A 26,358-nucleotide genomic window follows, 5' to 3' on the forward strand; every position below is an offset into this window, starting at 1 on the left:
AAAAATGGCATTAACAGCAACCGGTATAGGCTCAGGCCTTGATATTAATACTATTGTTGGGGTATTAGTTGATGCCGAAAAAGTACCTAAAGAAGCAATTTTTGACAAAACTGAAGCTTCGATAGAAGCCAAAGTATCCGCGATTGGCACTTTAAAAAGCCAGTTGTCGACATTCCAAGATGCACTTGAGAAATTAAGTGATCCTGACTCGTTAAATATCCGTTCAGTTTCAACCGGCGACAGCCCTTACTTTAGCGCTACAGCTGACAAAAATGCACAAGTTGGTAGTTATCAAATTAAAGTTGAGCAACTAGCGACAGCCCATAAAGTTGCTGGCGCAAATGTAGCTGATCCGACGGCCGCAGTGGGTCAGGGTAAACTTGACCTAGAAGTAAATGGCAAAGCATTTTCTGTTGATATTGAAGCGGGTGATTCGCTAGAGACTATTGCGAAAAAAGTTAATGATTCGGCAGATAATTCAGGCGTTACAGCAACAATCATTAAAAGTGATGGCGGTAGCCGGCTAGTTTTTAGTTCTGATGAAACCGGCACAGACAATCAGGTCAGCGTAACAGCGACGGATACCGTTGGCTCAGGCTTAAGTGATATGTTTGGCGGTAGTAACCTAGAGACTTTGCAAGTTGCTCAAAATGCTATTGTGCATATTGACGGTCAGAAAGTGACTTCGCAAAGCAATGACGTTGAAAATGCCATTACCGGTGTGACGCTTTCATTAACTGATGCTGACCTCAATAAAACCTCAACCTTGAAGATTGAGCAAGATAATGAAGCCGTTAAAGAAAACATTAAAGGCTTTGTCGATGCCTATAACACCTTAACTGAGTCGATTAATAAGTTATCAAGCTACGACATGGAGAAAGAGGAAGCTGCTGCGCTGCAGGGCGACTCAATGATCCGTTCAATCGAATCACAAATGCGTAATATGATCAGTAATCGTGTTGATGTCGATGGCGAAACTTTGGCGCTCTACGATATCGGTATTGAGACAGATCGCTATGGCAAGATGTCTATCAATGATGAAAAGCTGGACAAGATGATTGCTGAGGATATGAGTGCAATCGAAGGGCTTTTCACTAAAGAAGATTCAGGTATTGCCGTTGGCCTCGACAACTTAGTTGAAGGTTATGTGAAATCGGGGGGCTTAATCGATAGCCGCAATAATGCGTTAACTAATGATCAGCAACGCCTTGATGATCAACGTGAAGCCTTTAGTTTGAAGATGGAGATGCTTGAAGCGCGTTTGTTCAAGCAATTTAATGCGATGGATCTGCTTGTAGGCCAACTTAATCAACAGAGCGCAGGTTTAGCTGACAGATTAAACTCTCTTCCCGGCGTGATTAGTCAGTAAACGGTAAGCGAGGGAGAAGAGTATGGAGCAGTTAAACCAATTAAATACAGAGATTGAGAGCATTTTAAATAAGCTCAATCAGATCCCTGCAGAAGATGAGACGACTGATGAGTTGGTATCATACTTGCAGGAGCTTGTAGGCAAACGTCAAGTTTTACTCAACAGTGTTTTTGAACATGCTACAGCAGCGAATGCCGCTGAGTTACAGCAGCAGCTACAAATGACGCAATCCTTTGAAGCTAAAGCTGTGATGATAAAAGAGCATAGGCAAGCATTGCTGCATGTGGGACGTAAAAATAAACGCCAGTTAAATGTCTACAAGACGATAGATTCAAATAGGTAGGTTTAAATGAGAAGTTCTCTCCAGTCATATCGTAAAGTATCGCTAGAAAGTGAAATCGCTGTAGCATCGCCACACCGAATCATTCAAATGATGTTTGATGGTGCATTGCAACGTATTGCCCAGAGCCGTTATGCAATTGAAAACAATGATCTTGCTAACAAAGGGATATTTATCGGCAAGGCTATTGGTATTATCACAGGGTTAAATAATAGCTTGAATATGGAAGCGCCTGGAGAAGTATCAAAAAACTTAAGTGATTTGTACGACTTTATGTTACGTCGAATTTCTGAAGCCAATTTGAATAATGATGTGCAAGCGCTTGATGATGTGAGCAGTATCATTAGAACAATTAAAGAAGGTTGGGATGCGATTCCACCGGAGCAACATCATATAGACTCGCATTCAAGTGCGATGTAAAAACGGTAAAACAGGAGGTTTCAAAGCCTCCTTTTTGTCATCTGTCAAAAAGATGACAAACTGGACTGTCAGTGAGGACTTTTTAAGCGAAAAGCAAGTGAGTTAGGCATAATACTCATCAGGGGCTTGCTTATAGCGTGCTGATAATACACTATTCCTATTGATAGTTAGTTTGAACAAGCTTTTAGATAACTATCCGCTTGAAAATGAGCTTTAAACAAAGCAACCAACACTAATAATTAATGCGCTGAAATATTTGAGCCTAACGGCCTTCGGAATGATGCAAACAGATCAACGAATTCTACTGGTCGGTAACCAGTCTGAGCGAATTAATCGCTTGTCATGTGTATTTGAATTTTTAGGTGAGCAAGTTGAGTTAGTCGATTTTGATAAACTTAACCTTTACACTAAACAAACGCGCTTTCGTGCGATTGTTCTGCCGTCTGAAAATCAAACACCAGAACTCATTCAGTCACTGACTGCTGCGCTTCCGTGGCAACCCATATTATTACTTGGTGGTGGATGCAATGCTAAAGCGTCGAATGTATTAGGCGTTATTGAAGAGCCATTGAATTATCCGCAGTTAACTGAATTGCTGCACTTTTGCCAAGTCTATGGTCAAGTAAAGCGTCCTGAAATTCCAACAAGTGCTAACCAGACTAAACTGTTTAGAAGTCTAGTTGGACGTAGTGACGGCATTGCCAACGTTCGCCATTTAATTCACCAAGTTGCTAGCTCTGAAGCAACAGTGTTGATCTTAGGTCAATCTGGTACCGGCAAAGAGGTGGTTGCGCGTAATATCCATTACATTTCAGATCGCCGCGACGGGCCTTTTATTCCGGTCAACTGTGGCGCAATTCCGCCAGAGTTATTAGAAAGCGAACTTTTCGGTCATGAGAAAGGCTCGTTTACTGGTGCAATTAGTGCACGTAAAGGTCGTTTTGAGCTTGCTGAAAAAGGAACCCTGTTTCTTGATGAAATAGGTGATATGCCTTTGCAGATGCAAGTTAAGTTGTTACGTGTCCTCCAAGAGCGTATGTTCGAGCGGGTTGGCGGTAGCAAATCAATCTCTGCTGATGTGCGAGTCGTGGCTGCGACTCACAGAAATTTAGAGCAGATGATCGAGAAAGATGAGTTCCGTGAAGATCTGTACTATCGCTTAAACGTATTCCCAATTGAAATGCCAGCGCTATGTGAGCGCAAAGAAGATATACCGCTGCTGCTACAAGAGCTTGTCAGCCGCGTATATAACGAAGGTCGTGGCAGAGTTCGTTTTACTCAGCGTGCTATTGAATCACTTAAAGAGCATGCTTGGTCAGGTAACGTACGTGAACTATCAAACTTAGTTGAGCGACTCACTATTCTTTATCCGGGCGGACTTGTAGATGTGAATGATCTGCCGATTAAGTACCGACATATCGATGTGCCTGAGTACTGTGTTGAGGTGAGTGAAGAGCAACTCGAGCGCGATGCATTGGCTTCAATCTTTAATGATGAAGAGCCAATAGAGATCCCTGACACACGTTTCCCAAGTGAATTACCACCTGAAGGTGTCAATCTAAAAGATCTGTTAGCAGAACTTGAAATCGATATGATCAGGCAAGCATTAGATCAACAAGATAACGTAGTGGCACGAGCAGCAGAAATGCTAGGTATTCGTCGAACTACTTTGGTTGAAAAAATGCGTAAATATGGTTTAAGTAAAGAGTAATTACTTAGCTAAAACTGAAACAGATAATCCTTTTTAAAAGCGACTTTATTGTTAATAAAGTCGCTTTTTTCTATTACCGGGCTTTTATTTAAGTAGCTTGGCGCAATAATTGCTTTACTCCGTGCAAATGCAGTTTTTTTGACGGGGTCACCATGTCCGCAATATTGAAGCCACAACATAATGCCATGAAGCTAAAGGCACCACTGCGCCCACAGTTAGTGGATGTGCAGCAAGCCGCTAATATGTCCAATAGAATGGATCATATTCTGCAGGCAATGCCATCTGGCGTGGTGATCATTAATGGCGATGGTATTGTTACCGATGCAAACCCTGTGGCAATTGAACTGCTCGGCAGCCCGCTTGAAGGCTTACGTTGGCTGCAAATCATTAATCGTGCCTTTTCACCACAAGATGATGATGGCCACGAGGTGTCTTTGCGAAATGGCCGTCGTGTAAAACTAGCTATTACGCCATTAACCCCTGAGCCTGGGCAGTTAATTGTGTTAACGGATTTAACTGAAACCCGTTTATTGCAAAAAAACTTATCTCACTTACAGCGCTTATCAGCACTCGGTAAAATGGTGGCAACCTTAGCTCACCAAGTACGCACGCCGTTAAGTGCAGCACTGCTATACGCATCAAATTTGGCAAGTCCGAAAATATCAGATGATGCCAGAAAGCGTTTTCAGGGGAAGTTGGTCGATAGGCTTAATGAGTTAGAACATCAAGTTAATGACATGCTATTGATGGCTAAAGGGCGACAGCAAGAGCTTGATTCCATTTTAACCATAGATGAGGTGGTTGATAATGTATTAAGCAACTGTCAACCGATAGCTGAGCAGAAGCAATGTCAGTTGATGTTCAATAACGCCTCGAAACAAAAAATTCGCGCTAATGATGCAGCACTATGCTCTGCGATTAATAACTTAGTGATGAATAGCTTAGAGGCTGGCGCCAATAAAATTGTGCTGCATGCGTTTGATACGCCTACGGCCCTGCATTTGGATGTGATTGATAATGGTAAGGGCTTAGATGCCGCCATGCAACACAAGGTGCTTGAGCCATTTTTTACCACTAAGTCGCAAGGCACAGGCTTAGGTTTAGCCGTTGTTCAGTCAGTGGTCAACAACCACGGAGGCCGTATGCAGTTTAGTTGTCATCAAGGCCAAGGTTGTACCGCATCGTTAAAATTTCCCCTAATAGCTAAAAATGCAAATGAGCAGCATGGAGAAGCCGTACATGTCTGAAGGTAAGTTATTGTTAGTTGAGGATGATGCATCATTACGAGAAGCATTGCTCGACACCTTGATGTTAGCCCATTATGAATGTGTTGATGTCGCTTGCGCTGAAGACGCTATTTTGGCGTTAAAAACCGATAACTTCGATATGGTGATCAGTGATGTGCAAATGGAAGGGATTGGCGGCATCGGCTTATTGGGCCACCTGCAGCAATATTACCCGAAACTACCTGTACTGTTGATGACCGCTTACGCAACAATTGATAATGCAGTTAATGCGATGAAACTTGGCGCCGTGGATTACCTATCAAAGCCATTTTCACCAGAGGTGTTGCTTAACCAAGTATCGCGTTATATGCCAGCTAAATGTGTTGAAGGCACACCTGTGGTGGCTGATGAAAAGAGCCTAGGTTTGCTATCACTGGCGCAAAGGGTCGCGGCATCTGATGCATCAGTGATGATTATGGGGCCAAGCGGCAGCGGTAAAGAGGTGTTAGCACGTTATATTCATCAGCATAGCCAACGTGCAGCAGAGCCATTTGTGGCAATCAACTGCGCGGCTATTCCAGAAAATATGCTAGAAGCGACACTGTTTGGCTATGAGAAAGGTGCCTTTACCGGCGCAGTACAAGCTTGCCCCGGTAAATTTGAGCAGGCGCAAGGTGGCACCTTGTTACTGGACGAGATTTCAGAAATGGAGCTTGGCTTACAAGCTAAGTTGCTAAGAGTATTACAAGAGCGCGAAGTCGAGCGTTTAGGCGGGCGTAAGACCATTAAACTTAACGTCAGAGTGTTGGCAACCTCTAATCGGGATCTAAAAGCGATGGCAACATCGGGTGAGTTCCGTGAAGATTTGTACTATCGCATTAACGTGTTTCCGCTAACTTGGCCGGCACTGCACCAGCGCCCGGCTGATATTCTGCCTTTGGCAAGACACCTACTGCAAAGACATGCATTAATCGCTAATCGTAGCGAAGTTCCTGAGCTCAGTGAGTGTGCGTGTCGACGCTTATTGGTTCACCGTTGGCCGGGAAACGTCAGAGAATTAGATAATGTGGTACAAAGAGCATTAATATTGTGTCCGGGCAATGAGATCAGCGCTAACGATATTATTATTGATTCTTTAGAGCTTGATTTCAGCGCTGAGGCTGCAAGTAGCAGTGAGGCAAAACCCGCTGAACTTGAAGGTTTAGGAGGTGAGCTAAAAGCACAGGAGCATGTGATTATTTTAGAAACCTTATCTCAGTGCAATGGTAGCCGTAAGTTAGTTGCAGAAAAACTGGGGATCAGTGCCAGAACCCTACGCTACAAGATGGCGAAAATGCGCGACTTAGGTATTGAAATACCCGTTTAATTACGCCTCTTTCGTCCTATCGAGTGTGGCCATACCGTGACAAGTTATGGCCGCATCACTTAACCTCTTTACTCGTTGCTCGTTGCTCGCTGCATGGTCTTGTATGTGCCAGATATACATAAAGGATAGATGCCGCGAATGTCATTAAAGCTGCTACACGCAATGACCTCCCTCAGAGCCGTAAAACTCTCGCATTTTTGACTAAATGATTATATTGATTGGTATTAAAATATTGGCAAGCTAATTGCTTAACTTAGTTATATCAACATTTTCGTCAAGAAAACGACATGGGAGCTAAGTATGCAAATTGGTGCGAATTCTTTGCTGCAAGAGATGCAGTCGCTAAACGGTCAAATTGGTACTGCTGGCGTTCAAACAGGGATCACTCGCCAAGTGCAAAATACTTCAGGCGCTGATTTTGGCCAATTACTCTCCCAAGCTGTTGGAAATGTGAGCGAACTTCAATCAAATGCTGCTAATCTCGCCACTCGGCTTGATATGGGAGATACCACGGTGACATTATCTGATACCGTGATCGCCAGAGAGAAATCTAGCGTGGCATTTGAAGCAACAGTTCAAGTGCGTAACAAGCTTGTTGAAGCTTATAAAGAAATTATGAGCATGCCTGTTTAGGCCTTTGATTCGTAAAGCAGGGTGCAATTGTGAGTACAGAAATGGTCGTAGGAACAGGTTCAGGTTTAGCAACTGATCCACAAACATCAGGCGTGCAAGAAGAGCACAAGCCTGGTCTAATGGGCTCCTTAGGCGGCGTTGATATGCTGCGTCAGGTGACGATGATTTTAGCGTTAGCGATCTGTTTAGCGTTAGCTGTATTTGTAATGATTTGGGCGCAAGAGCCTGAATACCGTCCTTTAGGTGAGATGACCACCGCTGAGATGGTGCAGGTGCTCGATGTACTTGATAAGAATCAGGTCAAATATGAAATTCAGGGCGATGTGGTTAAAGTTCCTGAAGATAAATATCAAGAAGTTAAAATGTTAATGAGCCGCGAAGGGCTTGATAACGTTGAAGCCAATAACGATTTTCTTAACAAGGACAGTGGCTTTGGTGTAAGCCAGCGCATGGAGCAAGCGCGTCTTAAACATAGCCAAGAGCAAAATCTTGCTCGAGCAATTGAAGAATTACGCAGTGTCACTCGCGCTAAAGTAATTTTAGCCTTACCAAAAGAAAACGTCTTTGCTCGCAATCGCTCTAAGCCTAGCGCAACTGTGGTAGTAAGCACTCGCCGCGTGGGGTTAAGCCAAGAAGAAGTTGACTCGATTGTAGATATCGTTGCTTCTGCCGTGCACAACCTAGAGCCAAATAAAGTTACAGTAACAGACTCTAATGGCCGCCTATTAAACTCAGGTAGTCAAGATGGTGTGTCAGCGATAGCGCGCCGTGAATTAGAGATAGTGCAGCAAAAAGAGTCAGAGTATCGTAATAAAATTGAATCGATTTTGATGCCAATCTTGGGGCCTGAAAACTTTACTGCCCAAGTTGACGTCAGCATGGATTTTACCGCAGTAGAGCAAACGGCTAAGCGCTATAACCCTGATCTTCCTGCCCTAAGAAGTGAAATGGTTGTTGAAAATAACTCGAGCGGCGGCACCACAGGTGGTATTCCGGGGGCGTTATCCAACCAACCACCAATGAATGCTGAGATCCCGCAAGAAGTTAATGCGGCTGAAGCGGCGACGCAAACATCGGGTAGCTCACATAAAGAAGCAACCCGTAACTTTGAGCTTGATACCACTATTAGTCATACTCGTCAGCAAGTAGGAACATTGCGCCGAGTGAGTGTGTCGGTGGCTGTTGATTTTAAAAATGCCCCAGCTGCTGAAGATGGCAGTGTGAGCCGAGTGCCACGTACAGAACAAGAGATTGCTAATATCCGCCGTTTACTTGAAGGTGCTGTTGGTTTCAGTACCCAACGTGGTGACATTATTGAAGTGGTTTCAGTGCCATTTATGGATCAGCTTATTGAGGCTGCACCAGCACCAAAAATGTGGGAAGAACCATGGTTCTGGCGTGCTGTTAGATTAGCGCTAGGTGCATTGGTCATCTTAGTACTTATTTTAGCGGTTGTGCGACCTATGCTGAAAAAGCTGGTTTATCCCGATAGCGTCAAAATGCCGGATGAACCACAAATGGGTGGGGATTTAGCAGAAATTGAAGATCAATATGCCGCAGATACATTAGGCATGTTACAACGTCCAGAAGCGGAATATAGCTATGCTGATGATGGCTCAATCTTAATTCCGAATCTGCACAAAGATGATGATATGATCAAAGCAATCCGTGCATTAGTGGCAAATGAGCCTGAATTATCGACGCAAGTCGTCAAGAACTGGTTACTTGAAGATGACAAATGAGATTAGTGTAGAGGCGAAAACCGACATATCAGCGTTTAAGCCAAGTGATTTAACCGGCATTGAAAAAACCGCTATCTTACTGCTGAGCTTGAGCGAAAGTGATGCTGCGTCAATTTTAAAGCACCTTGAACCGAAACAGGTTCAAAAGGTCGGTATGGCAATGGCGGCAATGCAGGACTTTGGTCAAGAAAAAGTCATAGGTGTACACAAGCTATTTCTCGATGACATTCAAAAGTACTCATCTATCGGCTTTAACAGTGAAGAGTTTGTGCGCAAGGCATTAACTGCAGCCTTAGGTGAAGATAAAGCGGGCAATCTAATTGAACAGATCATTATGGGCAGCGGCGCCAAAGGTCTAGACTCGCTGAAATGGATGGACGCACGTCAAGTGGCGACCATTATTCAAAATGAACACCCGCAGATCCAAACGATTGTGCTGTCATACTTAGAGCCTGATCAGGCCGCTGAGATTTTTGCCCAATTCCCTGAAAATACCCGCCTCGATCTAATGATGCGTATTGCTAACCTTGAAGAAGTGCAACCAGCGGCACTGCAAGAGCTTAACGATATCATGGAGAAACAGTTTGCTGGTCAAGGTGGTGCGCAAGCGGCGAAAATGGGCGGCTTAAAAGCTGCGGCGAATATTATGAACTACCTCGATACTGGGGTTGAAAGTCACTTGATGGAAACCATGCGTGAATCTGACGAAGAGATGGCGCAGCAAATTCAAGACTTGATGTTTGTGTTTGAAAACTTGACCGATGTTGATGATATGGGCATTCAGGTGCTACTGCGTGAAGTACAGCAAGATGTACTAATGAAAGCGCTTAAAGGTGCTGACGATCAACTTAAAGAAAAACTGCTTGGTAACATGTCAAAACGTGCCGCTGAATTGCTGCGTGACGATTTAGAAGCGATGGGACCAATCCGCATTAGTGAAGTTGAAATTGCTCAAAAAGAGATCTTATCTATTGCACGTCGCTTAAGTGATGCAGGTGAAATCATGCTTGGCGGCGGTGGCGGTGAAGAGTTCCTATAATGACTGAACCTAAAAAGCCTCAAGGGGCGAGCCTGATTAGTGAGGATGAGTTTGGCCATTGGGAACTGCCTGATATAAGTCAGGAGCTGGACCCGCAATCACTGAATATGTTTGGCCGCAATAGTCTACAGCTAGCGGAAGATGAAGTCGCAGAAGCGGAAACTATATTGCCGCCGACCTTAAGTGAAATTGAAGATATTCGCGCCCACGCAGAACAAGAAGGTTTTACTGAAGGGCAAGAAAGAGGCTTTAACGAAGGTCTAGAAAAAGGCCGTTTACAAGGTTTAGAAGAAGGTCATACAGAAGGCTTCGCACAAGGACAGCAACAAGGTTTTGATGCTGGTCTACAAGCTGCAACAGAGATGGTCAGTCGTTTTGAGCAGTTAATTGCTCAATTTGAAGCACCGCTGGCAATTCTTGATACTGAAATTGAGAAAGAGTTGCTAGCAACCAGTATGACATTAGCCAAAGTGGTTATTGGTCATGAACTTAAAACCTATCCTGAACATATCTTAGCGGCGCTGCGTCAAGGTGTTGACTCATTGCCAATCAAACAGCAAAAAGTAAATCTTCGCCTTGCCCCTAGCGATCAAGAGTTGGTAACAGAGCTGTATTCGCAGGCTCAATTAGAACGCAATGGTTGGGAAATTGAAATCGACCCAAGTTTAACTCCCGGCGATTGCATTATAGATAGTGGTCGTAGTCATATTGATATGACGGTCGAAACACGTATGCAGCATGTATTCAACGAGCTTGATAAACATCAGCAAGATTTGACTCAATTAAAAGAGCAACAGCAACAGGCATTGTTGGCCGCAAGAGAACACAAGGTGGCTGAAGCGACGCAAACTGACGCTACTCAGAACAATGCGCCTAATCTTAGTGACAATAGCCAAAGTAGCGACCAAGACGCTGCATTAACCAGTAATGAAGGTGAGCATGACAACACGGTCGCACCAACTGCGCAGTAAGCTTGCATTACACCAACAAAAGATACATCCCTTTGTGGTTGAAGCAAGCGGTCAACTGGTGCGGGTTGTTGGTTTAACGTTAGAGGCAACCGGCTGTCGAGCTGCCGTTGGCAGTTTGTGCGCCATTGAAACCATGGCGGGTGACTTAATCGCAGAAGTGATTGGCTTTGACGATCAGCTACTGTATCTGATGCCAATTGAAGAGCTACGCGGTGTGCTTCCAGGCGCTAAAGTCACTCCGCTTGGGCAGCAGTCTGGTTTAAATGTTGGTTTGTCTTTATTAGGTCGAGTACTCGATGGAAGCGGCCAGCCAATCGATGGCTTAGGTAATTTAAAAACCGACCAAAAGGCATCGACTCATGTTGCTGCAATCAATCCTCTTGCAAGACGAGCTATCAGTGAACCGCTTGACGTTGGTGTAAGAGCGATTAACGCTATGCTAACCGTTGGTAAGGGCCAACGTATGGGCTTATTTGCCGGCTCAGGTGTGGGTAAAAGTGTGCTCCTTGGCATGATGACTCGTGGCACAAATGCCGACATCATTGTGGTTGGCTTAGTCGGTGAGCGTGGCCGAGAAGTAAAAGAGTTTATTGAAGAGATTTTAGGGCCAGAAGGACGAGCTCGCTCAGTGGTGGTTGCTGCGCCCGCAGACACGTCACCGTTAATGCGGCTTCGCGCCTGTGAAACCTCTACCCGTATTGCCGAGTATTTTCGAGATTTAGGCTATAACGTATTGTTGTTAATGGATAGCTTAACTCGTTATGCACAAGCACAACGTGAAATTGCACTCGCGGTTGGCGAACCGCCTGCGACTAAAGGTTATCCGCCTTCAGTGTTTGCCAAGTTGCCAAAATTGGTTGAACGCGCGGGTAACGGCGGTGGTAAGCAAGGTTCAATTACGGCTTTTTATACGGTATTAACAGAAGGTGATGATCTGCAAGATCCTATTGCTGACGCCTCGCGGGCAATTTTAGATGGTCACATCGTACTATCGCGCCAACTCGCAGACTCTGGCCATTATCCAGCAATCGATATTGAAGCATCTATTAGTCGAGTCGCACCTATGGTGATCAGTGCAGAGCATCTTGAAGCGATGCGTAAAGTGAAGCAGGTTTACTCGCTTTATCAGCAAAATAAAGATCTCATCTCCATTGGCGCCTACAGTCAAGGCAGTGATCCACGTATCGATAACGCCATTCGTTTACAGCCTGCAATGAATGCATTTTTACGTCAAACCATGAAAGACTCAGTCACCTTTGAAAGCAGCGCGCTAATGTTGAGTCAAATGGGGGCGCAATGCCAAGTGTAATCAAGTGGCTATTGCTAGAGTGGCATCATGGCTAGACCAGATCCCTTACATTTAGTATTAAAGTTGGCGACTGATGCTGAAGAACAAGCGTCGATGCAACTACGTTCAGCCGAGTTTGAGCTGCAAAAGCGCCAAGGGCAACTTACGGCCTTGCAAAATTATCGCCTCGACTATATGAAGCAGATGGAGCAGCAGCAAGGCCTGAGTATTAGTGCCAGTAATTATCATCAGTTTCACCAGTTTGTGCGCCAAGTTGATACAGCTATTGGCCAGCAAGTACATGCGGTTAAAGAAGCTGAGAATCAAAAACAACATCGTCAGGTGAATTGGCAGGCTAAACAGCAAAAGCGTAAAGCTGTTGAGCTGTTACTTGCTAATAAGGCTGAAAAAGCCAAGCTCGCTGAGCTGCGAAGCGAACAAAAGATGATAGATGAGTTTGCCTCGCAACAGTTTTTCCGTAAACGCTAGCTTCACGTCGCAACCCCTCAACTTTTCCAATCCTTGATTGCAATGCTTACCAACACAGCCTGTGGTGATGTTGAATGTGATACAAATATTTGGCATCAGTATTGCATTCAATAATCGATAATATGGCTATAAAGCCGTTATTTTGACTGAGTAACCCCTAGGTTTGGTTAGATTGGTTAACGCTGATGGAGATAGCATACAGCAAATGAGCAATATTTTACTTAATAGCCCAGATCAAGCGCAGAAGGCCAGCTTATCAAGCAGTAAGGCAGGTGTAGAGGCTAATGCTAACCCTATTGCTGGCAACGGTAGCAGTTTTTCTAGTGAGTTAGAAAAAGCGGCTAATGTGGAAGCTGTTAATGGCGATTATCAGCAGCCGAAAGCTGAAGCGTCAAAACAACATGAGTCAGACAAGCAAGATCTAGCTAGTGCAGAGACGTTAACAGACGCTGCAGAACAACAGATTGCTGATACAGAACCAGCAGCCAAAGATGATGTTAGCCATGTACTGGCGCAGATTAATTTGGCGAGTCAATTTTCAGCAGAAGCTGAGGCTAATTCTCAACTTGCCGCTAACGGCGAAAGTTTGCCGTTAACAAGTGATGCTTTATCAAGCGAAGCGGCGACTGATGAGCTTGTGGATGTCAGTGTCGATGATCTACCTGATGAGGTATTACTGACACTGAGCATGCAGTCGGGGTTAACTGAACAAGAACTATCACAGCTATCTGAGTCAGAACTAAAAGCACTGTTACAGCAAAATCAGCTTATTGATAGCAACGGCCAACCAACGCCAGAATTATTGGCAGCAATATCTGCATCAACGTTGAGCGGTGCTAATAGCGGCAACCAGTCAATTGGTGGCAATGGTGTAACCGCGAATGAGCTGCTTGCAACAGCAGACAAAAATGGCGCTGATGCTAAGCAAGATGCATCGAATTTGACGGGGCAAAGTAAATTACCAAATGAAAATAAAGACCTGTTTGGTAAAGAACTTAATCTAGCTGGAGCTAATCAGGCTTCAGAGTCTCTAAAGCAAACGAAAAACAGTGAATTAAGTGCTAATGCTGCAGTTGCCAATCAAACTGTGGTTACTGCCGCGGCAGAGCAATTAAAAAATGCCGAGCTAACAGTACGCATGAGCGCAACAGAGGCTGGGCTTGAAGCTAATTTAGATAGTGAACTTAGCGCTGTTTCCGACAGCAAATCACTCTCGGCGCTACAGCAACAGTTACAACAAACAACAGCTAATAGACAAGAGCTGCCGCAGCTGCATGCGTCATTAAAACAAGCTGGCGAAGTTACCCCATCAATGCAGCAGATGATCCAGCGTTTTGCCCCTGTGATGAATCAACAATTGATTACCATGGTGAGTAATGGCTTACAGCAAGCTGAGATCCGCCTTGATCCTCCAGAGCTTGGGCAGATGATGGTGCGTATTCAAGTGCAGGGCGATAACACACAAGTGCAATTTCAGGTCGCACAGCATCAAACCCGCGATTTGGTCGAGCAAGCAATGCCAAGATTAAGGGAGATGTTAGCTGAGCAGGGCATGCAACTTACCGATGGCCAAGTGTCGCATGGAAATGGCGGTCAAGGACAAGGTGAGGGCACAAGCGAACATGGAAATGGCTCCGGAACGCACGATGTGGATGAAATTTCAGCAGAAGATATGCTGGCGAGGTCAAATCTATCAACAAGTTCTGTTTCAGGTATAGATTATTACGCATAAGCAGGTAACCTATAGCAAATAACAAGATCCGCTGAAGGCATGTAACCTAATTGGCGTAGCGATGGAGAAGCTAAATGGCTGAAGAAGCAAGCTTAGAGCTAGAAGACAGAACCGAGCCAAAAAGTAAAAAGAAGCTGATTTTATTTGGTGCAATAGGTGTTGTGCTTATTATCATTATTGCTGTTACGGCATGGATGTTATTGAGTTCAGATGAAGCACCTGTTGAAACAACCGGCGAAGAAGTGGTTGCAGAGCAAACGGTAAATAGCAATAAAGAAGCATTTTACGCGGCAATGCCAAGACCTTTTTTATTCAACTTGTCTGATAATGGCCGCACCCGCTTAGTTGAAATAAAAGTGCAGCTTATGGTGCGCGGCAATGACGACGACACCCTGATTAAGAAACATATTCCGTTAATTGAAGACGCATTACTGACCACTTTTAGTAGCGCTGATATTCAAAAAATGAGCTCGCCAGCAGGTAAAGACGAACTGCGTTTGTTGGCATTGAGAAATGTACAAAATACGCTGCAACCTGTAACGGGGCGCACAGTGGTTGAAAAAGTATTGTTTACTGGTTTTGTGATGCAATAAGCATCAACAGTAAGCGTATGAAAATAACCGTTTAAAGAAAGTAAGGTTTTAAAGTGAAGGCGATATCGTGAGTGACTTATTAAGCCAAGACGAAATTGATGCGCTGCTCCATGGCGTCGACGATGTTGAAGAAGACATTATTGACGATAATGAGCTAGACGCACGCTCCTATGATTTTTCGTCGCAAGACAGAATTGTTCGCGGTCGCATGCCAACGCTTGAGATCGTTAACGAACGTTTTGCGCGTCATTTACGGATCAGCATGTTTAACATGATGCGTCGCGCCGCAGAAGTATCGATTAACGGCGTACAAATGCTGAAATTTGGTGAGTACGTACATACCTTGTTTGTACCTACTAGCCTGAATATGGTGCGTTTTAGCCCGCTTAAAGGTACGGCATTAATCACCATGGAAGCGCGCCTAGTATTTATCCTAGTTGATAACTTTTTTGGTGGTGATGGCCGTTTTCATGCCAAAATTGAGGGCCGTGAGTTTACTCCTACTGAGCGTCGTATCGTGCAGTTATTGCTGAAAATAATCTTTGAAGATTATAAAGATGCATGGGCGCCGGTGATGGACGTACAGTTCGATTATCTCGATTCCGAAGTTAACCCCGCAATGGCCAATATTGTTAGCCCTACCGAAGTTGTCGTTGTGAGCTCATTTCATATTGAAGTTGATGGCGGTGGTGGTGATTTCCATATCACTATGCCGTATTCCATGATTGAGCCGATCCGCGAACTACTTGATGCCGGTGTACAAAGTGACACCCAAGATACAGATATGCGCTGGTCACAAGCATTACGTGACGAGATCATGGATGTTGATGTAGGTATCGATGCCACAGTCGTTGAACACAAAGTCACATTAAGAGAAGTGCTTGAGTTTAAAGCTGGCGATGTGATCCCGGTAGAGCTACCAGAACATATTATTTTGAAGGTTGAGGATTTACCCACTTACCGTTGTAAGATGGGGCGCTCAAAGGAAAATCTCGCATTAAAGATCTGTGAGCAGATCCCTCGACCAGAAACCGTTAAAACAGAATTGCAGCTTGTCACTCACAAAGGGCGAGCGCGTGAACGCTCAGAGATATAAGGTAAAACAATAATGAGTACAGATACGGATGATTGGGCTGCAGCAATGGCTGAGCAAGCCATTGAAGAAGCAAAGGCAGTAGAGTTGGACGAGTTTAGTAACGATAGTAAGCCATTGAGCGAAGAGGAAGCATCAAAGCTTGATGCAATTATGGATATTCCAGTTACGATTTCGATGGAAGTTGGTCGTAGCTTCATCAACATCCGTAACTTACTGCAACTAAACCAAGGCTCAGTTGTTGAGCTTGATCGCGTTGCCGGTGAGCCACTTGATGTTATGGTAAACGGTACCTTGATTGCTCATGGCGAAGTAGTTGTTGTTAATGACAAATTCGGCATACGTTTAACTGACGTGATTAGCCAAACAGAGCGAATTAAAAAGCTAAAATAATAAAGTAGTAGGGATTGTTGATGAGCTTTCACTTGGTTTTAGCCAGTCTTGCTGGTGCAGAGACGCAGCTAGACACTGCGGCCAATGTTAGTAGCACTAGTGGTAGTTCTGCCTCAAGTATTGCAACGTTATCGAGTATGGTTGGTGGCTTGATTGTTGTTTTAGTGCTTATTTTCTTTTTGGCTTACTTAGTCAAACGTTTTAATTTAGTACCGAGTAGCCAAGGGGTACTAAAAACGATTGCTGTGACGCCGTTAGGCCAAAAAGAGAAGTTGGTTTTGGTTGAAGTGGGTGGTCAACAATACCTACTCGGTGTGACCCCAAATCAAGTTAGCTTAGTCGATAAACTCGCGCAGCCTGTTGAAGTCTCAACAGAGTCCTTTGCCACCCGCCTAAAACAAGCGAAGCAATCACAATGATCAAATGGATGTTAATCATTGCCAGTTTGGCATTATCGTTTTCAGCGCCTGCATTGGCTGAAAACGGTATTTTGCCCGCGGTAACCGTATCAACCGGCAGTGACGGTTCAACGCAATACTCTGTGACTATGCAGATCTTATTGCTGATGACCGCGCTGAGTTTTATTCCAGCTATGGTCATTATGTTGACCTCATTCACCCGCATCATTGTGGTGTTGTCTATTTTGCGTCAAGCAATTGGCTTACAGCAAACTCCTTCAAATCAGGTACTGATCGGCATTAGCATGTTTTTGACATTTTTTATCATGTCGCCAGTCTTCGATAAAATTTATGATCAGGCGGTGCAGCCCTATATTGAGCAAGGCATGCCGTTGCAACAAGCTTTTACTGCAGGCCAAGGGCCGCTAAAAGATTTTATGTTAGCGCAAACTCGGCTAACAGATTTAAACACCTTCATTGAAATCTCAGGTTATCAAAATATCAATGAACCTGAAGATGCACCGATGACAGTGATTATCCCTGCATTTATTACCAGTGAGCTAAAAACAGCGTTTCAAATTGGCTTTATGCTGTTCGTGCCTTTTTTGGTACTCGACTTAGTGGTAGCCAGTATTTTGATGGCAATGGGTATGATGATGCTATCGCCAATGATTGTATCTTTACCCTTTAAGATCATGCTGTTTGTGTTAGTCGATGGCTGGAGTCTGGTCATGGGCACGCTAGCAAACAGTTTTGGATTGTAGGTAAGCCATGAGTCCTGAAGCACTGATAGACATCTTTCGCGAAGCATTGGCTGTGATTGTTATCATAGTCTCAATGATTATTGTACCGGGACTGATTATTGGTCTTATTGTTGCGGTATTTCAGGCCGCTACGTCAATCAACGAACAAACCTTGAGCTTTTTACCTCGTTTGCTAACCACCTTACTGGCCTTGATGTTAATGGGGCATATGTTGGTACAGATGATGATGGACTTCTTTTACCAGATGGTGGATATGATCCCCCAAGTGATAGGCTAACTCATGAAAGTGCTAGGTTAACGATGGAGATCATGCTCGATACCATAATGGATGGTATTGCCAGTTATCTTTGGCCGTTAACACGGATCTCTAGCATGTTTATGGTCATGGCCGTATTTGGTGCGACCACAACTCCCACTCGAGTTCGCTTGCTATTATCGGTTACTGTCACCGCGGCAGTTGCGCCGGTTTTACCTGCTATGCCAAGCATAGATCTGTTTTCGCTCAGTGCAGCCTTTGTGACGGCGCAGCAAATAGTGATTGGCGTTGCTATGGGCTTTGCGACATTACTGCTGATGCAAACATTCGTGTTAACTGGTCAAATTATCGGTATGCAAACCAGTTTAGGTTTTGCCTCTATGGTCGACCCCAGCTCCGGCCAACAAACGCCGGTAATTGGTAATTTCTTTTTGCTGCTAACCACCATGATTTTTCTGGCGGTTGATGGGCATTTACTATTGATCAAAATGGTCATTGCCAGTTTTGATTCTATTCCAGTGTCAATGCAAGGGTTGAGCTTAACAGGCTATCGCTTATTTACTGAATTTGTTGGTTATATGTTTGGCGCGGCACTGACTATGTCATTGTCAGCAATTGTGGCGCTACTGACTATCAACTTATCTTTTGGGGTCATGACCCGTGCATCACCTCAACTCAATATTTTTGCTGTGGGCTTTCCGGTGACTATGGTCGCAGGTCTATTTATCTTGTGGTTGACCTTGTCACCTATCATGGCGCATTTCGATGAAGTGTGGCGTGAAACGCAGATCTTATTGTGTAATGCACTCGAGTTGCAGTGCAAAGTCGACGGTGGGCTAGATTGATGCAAGCTCAGGGTCATGTGTTAATTTGCTTTAAAGTGCCAAATAGGCACTTGTTCGCTGTTTGCGGAGGTCGTCTCTAAATGTCGGAGAATGACAGCAGCCAAGAAAAAACAGAGGAAGCCACCTCCAGGAAGTTGCAACAGGCCAAAGAAAAAGGGCAGGTTGCACGCTCAAAAGAGCTGGGTACTTCAGCGGTACTCATCGCTGCATCTGTTGGTTTACTCATGACCGGCCCTGATATTGCGCAGGCACTGCACAATATCATGACTAAGTTGTTCACCCTAAGCCGTGATGACATCTTCGATACTAACCAAATGATGAATGTTTGGGCCATGGTGGGTACCGAGCTTGCGGTACCGATATTGGGCTTTATTCTGTTTTTAGCCTTGATTGCCTTTGCGGGTAATGTTGCCTTGGGTGGAATGTCTTTTTCGACCAAAGCTTTTATGCCAAAGGCCAGCAAAATGAGCCCTGTATCGGGCTTTAAGCGAATGTTTGGTGTGCAGGCATTAGTAGAGCTTACCAAAGGTATTGCTAAGTTTTCTGTGGTTGCTATTACCGCCTACTTGCTATTAACCATTTACATCAACGACATTTTGTTGCTTTCTCAGGAGCATTTTCCCGGCAATATCTACCATGCGATGGAGATAATGATCTGGATATTTATTCTCCTTTGCGCGTCGACATTCTTAATTGTGGTCATCGATGTGCCTTTCCAAGTATGGAATCACGCCAAACAATTGAAGATGACCAAGCAAGAAGTGAAAGACGAGTACAAAGACACTGAGGGTAAACCTGAAGTGAAGGGCCGTATTCGTCAACTACAACACGAGATGTCACAGCGGCGCATGATGGGCGAAGTGCCCAATGCTGACGTGATAGTGGTAAACCCTGAGCACTATGCTGTGGCGGTCAAATACGATGCCGCTAAGTCTACTGCACCGTTTGTCGTCGCTAAGGGCGTTGATGAAGTTGCCTTTAAAATTCGTGAAATTGCCCGTGAGCATGATGTCGCCATCGTGTCAGCCCCACCGCTTGCAAGGGCAATTTTCCATACGACCAAAATTGATCAAGAGATCCCTGAAGGACTGTTTACCGCCGTTGCTCAGGTGTTAGCTTATGTATTCCAATTACGTCAATATCAAAAGGGTAAGGGCCGTAGGCCGACACCAATTCCGGTAAAACAACCTATTCCAGATGAGTTAAAACATTAATAGTTCGGGGTTTTGAGTAAAAAAACAACGTTTGGCTGCGTTGATATTCTTTGCGTATCGGTTTCAAGGTATAGTCGTCAGCATGGGCTTATACCAATAATTGGTACAGTATTTGCTGTCTACACAGCAGACGTCAAAGATCGGACTCCGAGTGAATGGAATTTAAAGCAAGTCTAGGCCAGTTAAAACAGATAAAGCCTGCACAATTAAAGGGTATTGGTACACCGTTATTGGTTCTAGCCGCGTTGGCTATGATCATTTTGCCTATGCCTGCATTCCTGCTCGACATCCTTTTTACCTTTAATATTGCACTCGCATTAGTTGTTCTATTGGTCGCTATTTACAGTGATCGCCCGTTAGATTTTGCTGCATTTCCGACAGTACTCTTGGTCGCCACTCTGCTTCGTCTGGCGCTAAACGTAGCCTCAACCCGTGTGGTATTACTTGAAGGCCACAACGGTGGTGACGCCGCTGGTAAAGTGATTGAAGCGTTTGGTTCAGTGGTGATAGGTGGTAACTACGCTGTTGGTTTAGTGGTGTTTTTAATCCTGATCATTATCAACTTTGCAGTGGTAACTAAAGGTGCAGGGCGAATCTCTGAGGTAAGTGCTCGCTTTACACTTGACGCTATGCCAGGTAAGCAAATGGCAATTGATGCCGATCTTAACGCAGGGCTACTGACTCAAGATCAAGCCCGATTAAGACGGGCAGAAGTGACCCGAGAAGCGGATTTTTATGGCGCAATGGATGGTGCGTCAAAATTCGTTAAGGGTGACGCCATTGCCGGTATATTAATTTTGGTGATTAACATTGTTGGTGGCTTCATTATTGGTATGGCGCAGCACGGCTTAGATTTTTCATCAGCTGTTGAGATTTATACCCTACTGACTATTGGTGACGGCCTCGTTGCCCAGATCCCAGGTTTACTACTATCGATTGCGGCCGCGCTTATGGTGACTCGTCAAAACGAGTCCGGTGACATGGGCGAAATGGTGATGGGGCAGATGTTTGACAGCCCTAAGGCATTGATGATTGCCGCTGGGGTGATGTTGGTTATGGGCTTAGTGCCAGGTATGCCACATTTTGTATTCTTATCATTCGCTGCAATGGCCGCAGCGGGTGCTTACTTTATCAAGAAGAAAATCGAAACAGACCGCGAACGCGCCCTTGAGGTTGCGAAAGCTGGGCCTAGCGAACCAAGAGATGCACAACCCAAAGAGCTTAGTTGGGATGATGTGCAACACGTTGACACCATTGGCCTAGAAGTCGGTTATCGTTTAATTCCATTAGTGGATAAAGGCCAAGGTGGTGAACTACTTGGACGCATTAAAGGTGTGCGTAAAAAGCTGTCGCAAGAGTTGGGCTTTCTCGTTCCAGCCGTACATATTCGCGACAACTTAGATCTTTCACCGAATGCCTACCGAATTTCGCTTATGGGGGTAGCTTCTGGTGAAGCTGAAATTCGTCATGACTGTGAACTCGCGATTAACCCCGGGCAGGTCTATGGCAAGCTAGATGGTATTGAGACTAAAGATCCGGCATTTGGCTTAGATGCAGTTTGGATTGCACCTGCGATGCGTGAGCATGCACAAACGTTAGGTTACACCGTCGTGGACGCCTCAACGGTAGTGGCCACTCACATCAGCCAACTGCTCAGCAATAATGCGGCTAAGCTCCTTGGTTATGAAGAGGTACAGCAACTACTTGAAATGCTAGGCAAGCACTCTCCTAAGCTTGTTGATGGCTTTATTCCTGATGTGATGCCATTAGGCACAGTCGTTAAAGTGATGCAAAACCTACTTAATGAAGGCGTATCGATCCGCGATATGAAGACCATAGTACAGACATTACTTGAATATGGACCAAAGAGTAATGATACCGAGGTACTCACTGCAGCGGTTCGTATTGCGTTAAAACGTATGATCATTCAAGAGATCAGTGGTCCAGAACTCGAAATTCCCGTCATAACTTTGGCGCCAGAGTTGGAACAAATGTTGCATCAGTCTATGCAAGCAACAGGCGGAGATGGTCCAAATATTGAACCTAGCCTTGCAGAACGTATGCAAAAGTCATTAGTTGACGCGACGCAGCGTCAAGAAATGGTTGGTCAACCGGCCATTTTATTGACTTCAGGCATGTTGCGTTCAACGTTATCACGCTTTGTTAAGCATACGATTCCAAATTTACGAGTCATCTCTTATCAAGAGGTGCCTGATGAGAAGCAAATACGCATCGTCTCGGCAGTAGGTCAGTAGAGGTCGAATAATTGAAGATTAAAAGATTTTTAGCAAAAGATATGCGATCGGCCTTAGCCCAAGTTAAAGAAACCTTGGGCTCAGATGCGGTGATCATGTCTAATAAGAAAGTCACTGGCGGCATTGAGATTGTTGCCGCTGTTGACTATGACGAGCCAAAGCCAAAAATCGCCACGCCAAAACCAACGGCGCAAATGTTTACTGATTTATCTGAAGAAAGAGTCACACTAGGCGGACAGTCAATGGCACGATCGCCTAATGTCAGAGCACAAAGCCAAAGTAATCCTGCGCCAGCGCCTGATTCTTTACAGGCATTGCTTGAACGTCAGCAAAGTCGTCTTAGCCAGCAAACGTCATCGACGCGCAGTGAAGACTTAGATATGCCTGAGTGGGCAAAAGGCCTACAGGCACAGATGCCAGCGAAACCAGAGCCTAAAAAAGCAGAGTTTACCCCTAATCGCACGCCAGATAGTTATAGCAATGCTAAAAATAGCAGTGCAGAAATGGATGCAATGAAAGAGGAACTTGCTTCTATACGCAGTTTATTGACTCATCAAGTCAGTAGCTTAATGGTCGAGCAAAAAAAGCGCGTTGACCCAGTAGGGGCAATGCTTGAGAGTAAGTTGTTAGAGGCTGAGTTTTCACCTTCTATCGCCAAAAAGTTGTCGAGCTTAAGTGAGCATTATACGCCAGCTGAATTAGTGGCATCTTTGCCACGTAGCTTGGCAAACTTACTCGATAACCAAGGTGACGATATTGTCCGTAAAGGTGGTGTGGTAGCGTTTGTTGGGCCAACGGGTGTAGGCAAAACCACAACCGTAGCTAAATTGGCCGCGCGGTTTGCCGCGCATCACGGTGCAGATCAAGTTGCGCTCATTACAACGGATCATTATCGTATTGGAGCCTTTGAGCAATTAGCAACTTATGGCAAAATAATGGGATGCCCTGTAAAACAGGCCCATGATTTTAATGAGTTAGAACAGATCCTGTATCAATTTAGAAATCGTAAACTGGTTTTAATTGATACTGCAGGCATGGGCCAAAGAGATCAGCGCTTATTTCAGCAGCTTGATAGCTTGGCGGCAAATAGCAGATTACCGATCAGAAGTTATCTGGTAATGTCGGCAACAGGTCAGCGTCGTGTATTAGAAGATGCTGTAAAGCAGTTTACGCGTATTCCGCTTTCGGGCGCAGTACTGACAAAATTAGATGAATCAATATCGCTAGCGCCAGCGTTAAGCGTATTAATTCAAAGTGGGTTGCCATTAAGTTATGTCACTGATGGGCAGAGGGTTCCTGAAGATATGCAGGTGGCTGATACTTTATCTTTAGCCAATCATGCATTAGCAGCATTAGATAACCAACCCAGAGAAGAACAATTACAGAGCAATGATGGGTCAAATGACATGACCTACGCATTTGAGTGAAACCATGACTCCAGATCAAGCAAGCGGTTTACGTATGATGAATCAGCCAAATAATGAAAAAGTAAAAGTAATCGCCGTATCAGGTGGTAAAGGTGGCGTAGGTAAAACTAGCGTCTCAATTAATACCGCCGTAGCGTTGGCCGAAAAAGGTAAACGTGTATTGGTGTTGGATGCCGATTTAGGTCTGGCAAACGTCGATGTGATGTTAGGTTTACGCGCAGAGCGAAATTTATCTCATGTTTTGTCCGGTGATGCCGAATTAGATGATGTGATCCTAAGAGGGCCAAAAGGCATTGGTATTATTCCTGCCACCTCAGGCACTCAAGCTATGGTTGAATTGACTCAAGCTCAGCATGCTGGACTTATTCGTGCATTTAGCGAGATGAGAACCCAATTCGATATTTTAATTGTCGATACCGCAGCCGGGATCTCAGACATGGTATTGAGTTTTTCTCGTGCTTCGCAAGACGTACTGATTGTGGTTTGTGATGAACCGACATCAATCACCGACGCTTACGCACTGATTAAAATTCTTAGTCGTGAGCATGGTGTGTTCCGCTTCAAAATTGTTGCAAATATGGTGCGCAGTTTACGCGAAGGTATGGAACTTTTTGCCAAATTAAGTAAAGTGACCGATAGATTCTTAGATGTCGCGCTAGAGTTGGTTGCAACTGTGCCGTATGATGAAAATCTCAGAAAATCAGTACGTAAGCAAAAGCTGATTGTGGAAGCATTCCCTAAGTCGCCGGCGGCAATTGCTTACCAAGGCTTAGCGAATAAAATCATGAGTTGGCCAGTACCATCACAACCAGGTGGTCACTTAGAGTTTTTTGTTGAACGCTTAGTTCAGCGTCCAGATTATCAAGAGGATAGATCGGGTGAATAAAGCGGCTGCGTATACTCGTTTTGATAATAAGACGTCTATCGTTGAACAGTATGCACCGCTTGTTAAAAGAATAGCCCATCATCTATTGGCTCGTTTACCTGCTTCAGTGCAGTTAGATGATTTGTTACAGGCCGGCATGATGGGGCTTTTAGAAGCATCATCGAACTTTGACGGCAGTAAAGGCGCAAAATTTGAAACCTTTGCCGGTATTCGAATTCGCGGTTCAATGTTAGATGAGATTAGACGTGGTGATTGGGTACCACGTTCTGTACACAGGAATCAGCGCCGGGTTGCACAAGTGATTGATGAACTTGAGCAAGAGCTAGGACGAGACGCAAAAGACACCGAAATTGCTGAGCGTCTCGAGATCTCAATGGAAGAGTATTACACCATTTTAAATGACGTGTCTGTTGGTAAAGTGGTGGGAATTGAAGATTTAGGGGTAGCGGTTGAAGGCGTAAGCGCTGAAGAAAACCATGCCGATGAAGCATTTGAATCACTTGCTGAAGTTGAGTTTCAAACTGCATTAGTGGCAGCCATTAAACTGCTGCCAGAGCGAGATGCGTTAGTTTTATCGCTTTACTATGATGAAGCGTTAAATTTAAAGGAGATTGGCGCCATTCTTGAGGTAAGTGAATCAAGAGTGAGTCAAATCCTCAGTCAGGCAATGCTTAGACTTAAAGGTAAGCTCAAGCATTGGACACAAGATTAAATATTTTAGATAGCACATTACCCGCGCAGCAATGCGCGATCCGCGGAGGAAACCTTGGATAAGAATATGAAGATCCTTGTTGTTGATGACTTTTCAACAATGAGACGGATCATTAAGAATCTACTGCGTGACTTGGGATTCAATAATACCCAGGAAGCTGATGACGGTTCGACAGCCTTGCCTATGCTACAAAAAGGCGATTTTGATTTTGTCGTGACCGATTGGAATATGCCAGGCATGCAAGGTATTGATCTGTTAAAGGCGATCCGCGCAGATGACAATCTAAAACACCTACCTGTGCTAATGGTGACGGCAGAAGCTAAGCGTGAGCAAATTATTGCTGCAGCGCAGGCTGGCGTTAACGGTTATGTTGTGAAGCCGTTTACAGCTGCAACCTTGAAAGAAAAACTAGATAAAATTTTTGAGAGACTCGGTTAATTAGGGATGTGCAATGCTGCAAGAATCTATACCGCTGATATCTCTCGATCAAGCTGAGAGGCTGGTTGTCCTCCTTACTCAAGGAGAACAGCAACAAGCAGACGAGTTGATCAAAGAGATCGCTGCACCGCTGCAAAAGGAACTGTTTGATGAGGTTGGTCATTTAACTCGACAACTTCATAGTGCTATTTCTGACTTTCAATTTGATACGCGTTTGGTTGAGTTAGCTAACACTGAGATCCCTGACGCTAAAGAGCGTTTGACTTATGTCATCGATATGACTGAGCAGGCTGCTAACAAAACCATGGATGCGGTAGAAGAGTGCCTACCGCTTGCAACAGAGCTTAATGACAATATCCAAGCGATTAAACCAGCTTGGGATAAGCTTATGCGCCGCGAGCTGCCATTAAATGAATTTAAATCGCTCTGTCACGATATTAAGTTATTTGTCGATAGAAGCGAGTCAGATGCCAGTCGAGTTAAAGAGCTTTTAAATCAAATTCTTTTAGCGCAAGACTTTCAAGATCTCACTGGGCAAATGATCCGTCGAGTCATTGACCTAGTCAGAGAAGTAGAAAGCAGCTTAGTGTCTATGTTAACCGCATTTGGTGAACAGCCGGCTGATGCCGCTGATGACAAACCAAAGCGCAACGTAGAAGCAGAAGGTCCTATTGTGAATGCAGAGCACCGCCAGGACGTGGTGACAGGTCAAGATGAAGTTGACGATCTGCTTTCGAGTTTAGGTTTTTAAGGGAGTT

The 26,358-nt window shown here is 44.7% G+C and carries 27 protein-coding genes; all 27 read left to right on the forward strand.

From position 1 onward, the window contains the following. Positions 1-4: 4 nt before the first annotated feature. The 27 genes from fliD to L884_RS0117455 all read left to right on the forward strand — a co-directional run bounded on the left by fliD (position 5) and on the right by L884_RS0117455 (position 26,351). Complete coding sequence (gene fliD, locus L884_RS0117320; RefSeq protein ID WP_028768678.1) at positions 5-1,369, forward strand: flagellar filament capping protein FliD; 1,365 nt, start codon at positions 5-7, stop codon at positions 1,367-1,369. Positions 1,370-1,391: 22 nt separating this feature from the next. Further along, positions 1,392-1,712: a hypothetical protein gene (locus tag L884_RS0117325; RefSeq protein WP_028768679.1), complete on the forward strand. Its 321-nt coding sequence runs from the start codon at positions 1,392-1,394 to the stop codon at positions 1,710-1,712. Between the two features lie 6 nt (positions 1,713-1,718). Next, on the forward strand, positions 1,719-2,129 hold the full coding sequence (gene fliS, locus L884_RS0117330) for a flagellar export chaperone FliS (RefSeq protein WP_028768680.1): 411 nt from the start codon (positions 1,719-1,721) through the stop codon (positions 2,127-2,129). A 277-nt stretch (positions 2,130-2,406) separates the two neighbouring features. Continuing rightward, entirely contained in the window at positions 2,407-3,840 is a 1,434-nt protein-coding gene (locus L884_RS0117335) for a sigma-54 dependent transcriptional regulator (protein WP_028768681.1), read from the forward strand. A gap of 185 nt (positions 3,841-4,025) precedes the next feature. Continuing rightward, the gene (locus L884_RS0117340; RefSeq protein ID WP_245603160.1) at positions 4,026-5,087 is read left to right on the forward strand and encodes a sensor histidine kinase; all 1,062 of its coding nucleotides are present in this window, start codon (positions 4,026-4,028) and stop codon (positions 5,085-5,087) included. Then, complete coding sequence (locus tag L884_RS0117345) at positions 5,080-6,432, forward strand: sigma-54-dependent transcriptional regulator (RefSeq protein WP_028768683.1); 1,353 nt, start codon at positions 5,080-5,082, stop codon at positions 6,430-6,432. The genes L884_RS0117340 and L884_RS0117345 overlap by 8 nt, the downstream gene beginning before the upstream one ends. A 300-nt stretch (positions 6,433-6,732) precedes the next feature. Further along, complete coding sequence (fliE, locus tag L884_RS0117355) at positions 6,733-7,065, forward strand: flagellar hook-basal body complex protein FliE (RefSeq protein WP_028768684.1); 333 nt, start codon at positions 6,733-6,735, stop codon at positions 7,063-7,065. Positions 7,066-7,106: 41 nt separating this feature from the next. Then, on the forward strand, positions 7,107-8,807 hold the full coding sequence (gene fliF / locus L884_RS0117360; RefSeq protein WP_028768685.1) for a flagellar basal-body MS-ring/collar protein FliF: 1,701 nt from the start codon (positions 7,107-7,109) through the stop codon (positions 8,805-8,807). Beyond that, positions 8,797-9,846 (forward strand): flagellar motor switch protein FliG, encoded by a 1,050-nt coding sequence (gene fliG, locus L884_RS0117365; RefSeq protein ID WP_028768686.1) that lies wholly within the window; start codon positions 8,797-8,799, stop codon positions 9,844-9,846. Before fliF ends, fliG begins: the two co-directional genes overlap by 11 nt. Further along, positions 9,846-10,817: a flagellar assembly protein FliH gene (fliH, locus tag L884_RS0117370; RefSeq protein ID WP_028768687.1), complete on the forward strand. Its 972-nt coding sequence runs from the start codon at positions 9,846-9,848 to the stop codon at positions 10,815-10,817. Before fliG ends, fliH begins: the two co-directional genes overlap by 1 nt. Then, the gene (gene fliI, locus L884_RS0117375; protein WP_028768688.1) at positions 10,786-12,126 is read left to right on the forward strand and encodes a flagellar protein export ATPase FliI; all 1,341 of its coding nucleotides are present in this window, start codon (positions 10,786-10,788) and stop codon (positions 12,124-12,126) included. Before fliH ends, fliI begins: the two co-directional genes overlap by 32 nt. 27 nt (positions 12,127-12,153) lie before the next feature. Beyond that, positions 12,154-12,594 (forward strand): flagellar export protein FliJ, encoded by a 441-nt coding sequence (gene fliJ, locus L884_RS0117380; RefSeq protein ID WP_028768689.1) that lies wholly within the window; start codon positions 12,154-12,156, stop codon positions 12,592-12,594. Between the two features lie 205 nt (positions 12,595-12,799). Continuing rightward, complete coding sequence (locus L884_RS0117385; protein WP_245603159.1) at positions 12,800-14,326, forward strand: flagellar hook-length control protein FliK; 1,527 nt, start codon at positions 12,800-12,802, stop codon at positions 14,324-14,326. A 74-nt stretch (positions 14,327-14,400) separates the two neighbouring features. After that, positions 14,401-14,919, forward strand: coding sequence for a flagellar basal body-associated protein FliL (fliL, locus tag L884_RS0117390; RefSeq protein WP_028768691.1), 519 nt, complete (start codon positions 14,401-14,403; stop codon positions 14,917-14,919). Positions 14,920-14,986: 67 nt separating this feature from the next. Further along, the gene (gene fliM, locus L884_RS0117395) at positions 14,987-16,015 is read left to right on the forward strand and encodes a flagellar motor switch protein FliM (RefSeq protein ID WP_028768692.1); all 1,029 of its coding nucleotides are present in this window, start codon (positions 14,987-14,989) and stop codon (positions 16,013-16,015) included. 12 nt (positions 16,016-16,027) lie between these two features. Beyond that, positions 16,028-16,405 carry a flagellar motor switch protein FliN gene (gene fliN, locus L884_RS0117400; protein ID WP_028768693.1) on the forward strand — a complete coding sequence of 126 codons (378 nt, stop codon included), beginning with the start codon at positions 16,028-16,030 and terminating at the stop codon, positions 16,403-16,405. A 20-nt stretch (positions 16,406-16,425) separates the two neighbouring features. After that, on the forward strand, positions 16,426-16,824 hold the full coding sequence (gene fliO / locus L884_RS0117405; protein ID WP_028768694.1) for a flagellar biosynthetic protein FliO: 399 nt from the start codon (positions 16,426-16,428) through the stop codon (positions 16,822-16,824). Beyond that, complete coding sequence (gene fliP / locus L884_RS0117410) at positions 16,821-17,567, forward strand: flagellar type III secretion system pore protein FliP (RefSeq protein WP_028768695.1); 747 nt, start codon at positions 16,821-16,823, stop codon at positions 17,565-17,567. Before fliO ends, fliP begins: the two co-directional genes overlap by 4 nt. A 7-nt stretch (positions 17,568-17,574) precedes the next feature. Beyond that, entirely contained in the window at positions 17,575-17,844 is a 270-nt protein-coding gene (gene fliQ, locus L884_RS0117415) for a flagellar biosynthesis protein FliQ (RefSeq protein ID WP_028768696.1), read from the forward strand. A 23-nt stretch (positions 17,845-17,867) separates the two neighbouring features. Continuing rightward, entirely contained in the window at positions 17,868-18,668 is an 801-nt protein-coding gene (gene fliR, locus L884_RS0117420) for a flagellar biosynthetic protein FliR (RefSeq protein WP_028768697.1), read from the forward strand. Between the two features lie 80 nt (positions 18,669-18,748). After that, positions 18,749-19,882 carry a flagellar biosynthesis protein FlhB gene (gene flhB, locus L884_RS0117425; protein ID WP_028768698.1) on the forward strand — a complete coding sequence of 378 codons (1,134 nt, stop codon included), beginning with the start codon at positions 18,749-18,751 and terminating at the stop codon, positions 19,880-19,882. A gap of 155 nt (positions 19,883-20,037) precedes the next feature. Then, positions 20,038-22,137: a flagellar biosynthesis protein FlhA gene (gene flhA, locus L884_RS0117430; RefSeq protein ID WP_028768699.1), complete on the forward strand. Its 2,100-nt coding sequence runs from the start codon at positions 20,038-20,040 to the stop codon at positions 22,135-22,137. Between the two features lie 11 nt (positions 22,138-22,148). Then, complete coding sequence (gene flhF, locus L884_RS0117435; RefSeq protein ID WP_028768700.1) at positions 22,149-23,564, forward strand: flagellar biosynthesis GTPase FlhF; 1,416 nt, start codon at positions 22,149-22,151, stop codon at positions 23,562-23,564. A gap of 4 nt (positions 23,565-23,568) precedes the next feature. Further along, entirely contained in the window at positions 23,569-24,450 is an 882-nt protein-coding gene (locus L884_RS0117440; protein WP_028768701.1) for a MinD/ParA family protein, read from the forward strand. Beyond that, positions 24,443-25,162, forward strand: coding sequence for an RNA polymerase sigma factor FliA (locus L884_RS0117445; RefSeq protein ID WP_028768702.1), 720 nt, complete (start codon positions 24,443-24,445; stop codon positions 25,160-25,162). The genes L884_RS0117440 and L884_RS0117445 overlap by 8 nt, the downstream gene beginning before the upstream one ends. Before the next feature lie 54 nt (positions 25,163-25,216). Further along, positions 25,217-25,600, forward strand: coding sequence for a chemotaxis response regulator CheY (gene cheY, locus L884_RS0117450; protein ID WP_012276572.1), 384 nt, complete (start codon positions 25,217-25,219; stop codon positions 25,598-25,600). A 13-nt stretch (positions 25,601-25,613) separates the two neighbouring features. After that, positions 25,614-26,351 (forward strand): protein phosphatase CheZ, encoded by a 738-nt coding sequence (locus L884_RS0117455; RefSeq protein WP_028768704.1) that lies wholly within the window; start codon positions 25,614-25,616, stop codon positions 26,349-26,351. The last annotated feature ends 7 nt before the right edge of the window (positions 26,352-26,358 follow it).

Origin of the sequence: Shewanella fidelis ATCC BAA-318, assembly GCF_000518605.1 — a bacterium.
Taxonomy (GTDB): domain Bacteria; phylum Pseudomonadota; class Gammaproteobacteria; order Enterobacterales; family Shewanellaceae; genus Shewanella; species Shewanella fidelis.